This is a genomic window from Lysobacter enzymogenes (genome assembly GCF_017168095.1).
Lineage (GTDB): Bacteria > Pseudomonadota > Gammaproteobacteria > Xanthomonadales > Xanthomonadaceae > Lysobacter > Lysobacter enzymogenes_D.
In genome coordinates, this window is the sequence record NZ_LXSD01000234.1 from 1 (window position 1) to 4356 (window position 4356).

The 4356-nt window shown below is 73.4% G+C and carries 3 protein-coding genes; all 3 read right to left on the reverse strand.

Annotated features, from left to right (window positions below):
- Window positions 1-2233 (reverse strand): ABC transporter permease (locus A7A76_RS06145; protein ID WP_206410360.1); only part of this gene is annotated, 2233 nt, incomplete at its 3' end.
- Window positions 2230-2985 (reverse strand): ABC transporter ATP-binding protein, encoded by a 756-nt coding sequence (locus A7A76_RS06150; protein ID WP_206410361.1) that lies wholly within the window; start codon window positions 2983-2985, stop codon window positions 2230-2232. The genes A7A76_RS06145 and A7A76_RS06150, both read right to left, overlap by 4 nt.
- A gap of 37 nt (window positions 2986-3022) precedes the next feature.
- A complete protein-coding gene (locus tag A7A76_RS06155; protein ID WP_206410362.1) occupies window positions 3023-4291 on the reverse strand; it encodes an efflux RND transporter periplasmic adaptor subunit in 1269 nt (422 codons plus the stop codon).
- Window positions 4292-4356: the final 65 nt, after the last annotated feature.

A 4356-nucleotide genomic window follows, 5' to 3' on the forward strand; every position in this document is an offset into this window, starting at 1 on the left:
AGCCGTCGCCGAGCACCCGCCGCACCAGCCGCGCCGGCGGCGCGCCCATCGCCGCGCGCACGGCGTACTCGTGGCCGCGGGTCGCCACCGCGATGGCCAGCACCGCGTACAGGCCGATGCCGGCCAGCAGCAAGGTCATCGCCGAGAACACGCCGACCAGCAACAACTGCATCGCGCTGCGCTGCATGCTGCCGTCCACGACGGCGCGCATCCGCCGCACTTCGCCGATAGGCTGCTGCGGCGCCGCTTCGGCGACCGCGCGGCGCACCCGCGCCTCGGTGTCCGCGCCGTTGCCGCGCACGCTCACTGCGTAGTTGAGCGGCCCGTACTCGCGGATCTTGTCCCACAGCTTGGGCGACAGCTGCGCGAACGGGACATACAGGATCGGCGGCGCCGGCTGGTCCGGACCGAACTGGCGCACGTCGCCGACCACCCCGACGATACGCATCGCCGGCGCGTCCTCGCCGCGCGCGCCGCGGCCCATGTGCAGCGACTGCCCGATCGGGTCGCCGCGCAGGTACTTGTCGGCGAAGGACCGGCTCACGATGCACACCGGCTCGGCGCCGGCATCGTCGCGGCCGTCGAACCGGCGGCCGCGCAGGGACGCGATCGCGAAGGTCGCGAAGAACTCGCCGTCCACCGGCCGGAACTGCGGTTGCACGGCCGTGCCGTCCGGCAGCGTCGCGGGCATGTTGAGCTGCGAGCCGATCGGCAGATTGGTCGACATCGCGACGCGCTCGACCCCGGGCAGCGCGCGCAGGCGCTCCAGGATCGCCCGGCTCTGCGCGGCGACCGCCGGCGCGTCGGGGTACAGCGGCTTGACCGGCGACAGCTGGAACACCTGCACCGACTCGCCGTCGAAGCCCAGCGGCACGGCGTTGAGTTCGTACAGGCTGCGCATGAACAGGCTCGACACGACCAGCAACAGCGCCGCCAGCGCGACCTGCGCGACCACCAGCGCGCGCGCGAGCCGGCCGGCGCCGCGGCTCAGGCCGGAGCGGCCGCCGCCGACGAGCTCGGCGGTCAGCGATCCGGCGTGCGCGCGCCACACGCCGACCGCCGAGGCCAGCAACGCCAGCAACAGCCCGGTGGCCAGCGCGAAGATCCAGCTCGCATCGACCAGGGCGATCTCGCCGTTGGGCAACCAGTGCGCCGGCGCCATGCGCTTGAGCAGGCGCAGCCCGGCCCAGGCCAGCGCCAGCCCCGCGGCCGCGCCGGCCGCGCCGATCAGCAGTCCTTCGCCCAGCGCCGGCATCGCCAGCCGCAGCGCCGGCGCGCCGAGCGCGGCGCGCACCGCGCTGTCGTGCGAGCGCTGCACCGCCCGTTGCATCGTCAGGTTGCCCAGGTTGATCGCGGCGACCGCCAGCACGCACAGGGCGGCGGCGAAGAACAGCCACAGCGCCGGACCGCTGCCGCCGGTGTAGAAGTCGCGCAGCGGCATCGCCTTGTAGCGGTTGCGCGCCAGGTAATCGTAGTTTTCCGCCGGCAGGCTCGCGCGCAGCGTTTCGATCAGCGCGTGCATGCGCGCATCCACGCGCGCATCGCGGCCGGCGCCGTCGCCGACGAAGCGCGCGACCACGTAGTGATTGGCGTCCAGATCCTGCGGCCCGCGCTGCAGCCGGATCGGCACCAGCAGGTCGAACGCTTGCGGCCAGGCGAAGCCTTCGGGCAGCACGCCGACCACGGTCGCGGGCCGTCCCTCCATGACCAGGCTGGCGCCGAGCGCATCGCCGCGGCCGCCGAAGCGGCGCATCCAGAAGTCGTGGCTGAGCACGACCACGTCGGCGCCGCCGCTGCGGTCCTCCTCGGCGCTGAAGTTGCGGCCCAGGGCCATTTTCGCGCCCAGGGTGTCGAGGAAACCGTGGTCCGCGGCCAGCACCGGGCCGACCAGCAAGGCGTCGCCGCGCACGATGTTGACGTTGCGCAGATACGCCGACGCGATCCCCGCCGACGCCGTCTCCGGCATCGCGCGCACGCTGTCGAGCATGGCCGGCGCGGACACCACGGTGTCGCCGTAATCCATGCCCACCGCGGCCAGCTGTGCGGCCTCGGGAAACGGCAGCGGACGCAGCAGCCCCTGGTAGAACAGCGAGGACACGGCCGCGACCGCGGCGATGCCCAGCGCCAGGGTCAGCGAGGCGATGGCCAGATAGCCCGGCCGGCGCAGCAGCGCGCGCCAGGCCTGGCGCCATTCGGCCAGGATCGCCGCCGGATCCATCGCGCCGGCGCTCATCGCGACCGCGCCGACAGCGCCGCGCCGGCGTCGATGCGGCCGTCGAGCATCGGCACGATCCGCTGGGCGCGCGCGGCGAACGCCGGATCGTGGCTGACCATGCACAGGCTCGACCCGCTTTCGTGCAGGCTTTCGAGCAAGCGCATGACCAACTCGCCGTTGTGCCGGTCGAGATTGCCGGTCGGCTCGTCGGCGAGCAGGATCGCCGGCCGGGTGACCAGCGCCCGCGCCACCGAGACGCGCTGCTGCTGCCCGCCGGACAGTTGCCCCGGGTAATGGCGGCGGCGGTGCGCCATGTCGACGCGCTCCAGCGCCTCCTCGACCCGGCGCTGGCGCTCGGCCTTGCCGATGTCGCCGCGGTAGGTCAGCGGCAGCTCGACGTTCTCCGCGACGCTGAGGTCGGCGATCAGATTGAACGCCTGGAAGATGAAGCCGACCGAGCGGTTGCGCAGGCGGGTGCGTTCGGCCGCGCGCAGGCCGGCGACCGGGGTGCCGTCGAGCCAGTACTCGCCCGAACTCGGCGCGTCCAGCAGGCCCATGATCGACAGCAAGGTGGACTTGCCGCAGCCCGACGGCCCGGTGATGGCGACGAATTCCCCGGCGCGGATGTCCAGCGATATCTCCGCCAGCGCGTGGGTCTGCACTTCCTCGGCGTCGAACACCTTGCCCAGGCCGCGCAGGCGGATCAGCGGCCGGTCCGCCGCGGCGGGCGCGGCCGTGTCCAGGGGCAAAACACCGGTTTCCAGATTCATCGCCGTTGCGTCCTTGGGTTGAAGATCGCCGCGCCGCTCAGCGCACGCGCAGCGCCGGGTATTTGCTCCATTGCGCGGTGTCGGACAGGACCACGCGGTCGCCCGGACGCAGCCCAGACTTGACCTCGATGCGGTCGCTGGAAGTGCGTCCGTAGACCACGCGCGTGCGTTGCGCGATCTCGCCGCCGTCGCGCAGCACGAACAAGGTCGAGGCGCCGCCGGGCATCGCCGAGGACGCGCGGCCGACGCTGACCACATCGCGCAGGCGGGCCAGCACGATGCTGCCGTCCACCGACAGGTCCGGCCGCGCGCCGGCCGGCAGCGGCTGCGGGAAGTCGATGTCGACCGTGACCCGGCCCTCGCGCACGGCCGGATCGATGCGGCCGATGCGGCCCTCGGCCACGCCGTTGCGGGTATCGACCCGCACCGGCAGATCCAGCACCAGATCCTTGGCCAGCACTTCCGGCACCAGCAGGCGCGCGATCAGCTCGTCCTGCCGCGCCACCCGCGCCAGGCTCGCGCCGGCCGCCACCTGCTGGCCGGGTTCGACGCCGACCTGCTGCAGGATGCCGTCGATGCCGGCGCGCACCTGCAGTTCGGCGACGCTGCGCTCGGCCAGGCGCAGCGCGCTGGCCAGTTCGTCGCGGCGCGCGCGCTCGGCCTGCAGCTGCGCGACGAAGTTGCTGCGCGCCGCGCTGACCCGCTGCTTCTCGATCGCGACCATGCTCTGGTCCTGGGCCATGCCGACTTCGCTCTGCATCAGCTCCAGCTTGGAGATCACGCCGGCGGCCAGGGCCCGGCGCAGCGCATCGGTCTTGGCCGCGCTGATCTTGAGCTGCGATTCGGCCTTGGTCAGCGCCGCCTGCTGGTCCAGGCGCTGCGCGTCGAGCTCGGTGCGCTTGGCCGCGATGGCGGCATCGGCGCCGGCCAGCGCGGCGCGCGCCTTCTCCAGCGTGGCCAGCGCCAGCGGATTGCCGAGCCGCAGGATGACCGTGTCGGCGCTCACCCGCGCGCCGGGCTGGACCAGCACTTCCTGCACCGTGCCCTCGCCGTCGGCGGCGAGCCAGCGCACATGCTTGGGCACCAGGGTTCCGGTGGCGCGGATCTCCTGGACCATGTCGCCGCGCTGGACTTCGTCGATCCACAGCTCCGAGCGCGCGGCGCTGGGCATGGCCTCGTCCAGGCCCATGATCGCGAACGCCGCCGCGGCCAGCACGACCGCCGCCGCGGCCGAAACGATCCGGCGCCGCGAGAACAGGCCGCTGCGGTTTGTCTTCTTGACCACGTCCATCGGCGAGACGCTCATGCGCGCGCTCCGCGCAGCGTGCGCGCGCGGCGCCCGGGCACGCGGGCGCAGGCACGGGCGCCGGC